At 61.9% G+C, this 444-nt stretch carries 1 protein-coding gene; it reads left to right on the top strand.

Going from position 1 to position 444, the window contains the following annotated elements; translation table 11 throughout:
* Positions 1-444, top strand: a 444-nt coding sequence (locus tag AC5RT3_RS20665; protein WP_494125116.1) for a hypothetical protein, incomplete at both ends; no start/stop codon positions are given.

Below are 444 nucleotides of genomic sequence, written 5' to 3'. Positions count from 1 at the left end.
TTGGATGCGGCGGCGGGGAGCCTGTTTTTGCCGGGTGGTAAGCGGTTGCAGTTGGAGAACGCGCGGGATGCGAAGTTGCAGCAGGCGGGTCCGGGCAGTGATTTTGTTGCTGTTGCCACGCCGAAGGCGTTGTTGAAGCAGCCGTTGGATGGCGGGACCGCGAAGACGGTGGGGTTCGGTGGTGAGGGTGTTCCGGCTGCCCCGGTGCAGTTGGGCGGGTGCGTGCATGCGGCGTGGTCGGGGGCGAACAAGTATGTCCGTGACTGTGTCAATGATGGTGATGACAAGAATGTGGATGTGCCCAGGGCGAGTGCGTCGCCGTCGTATGTGTTCCGGGTGAACCGGGACCTGGTGGTCCTCAATGACGTGAACTCCGGCAATGTGTGGCTGGTCAACCAGAACATGCAGCTGGTCAACAACTGGGACGACGTCATCCCGCCCAAG

Source organism: Arthrobacter sp. Y3221159, from assembly GCF_059089885.1.
This window is presented reverse-complemented; position numbering and strand designations above follow the sequence as displayed.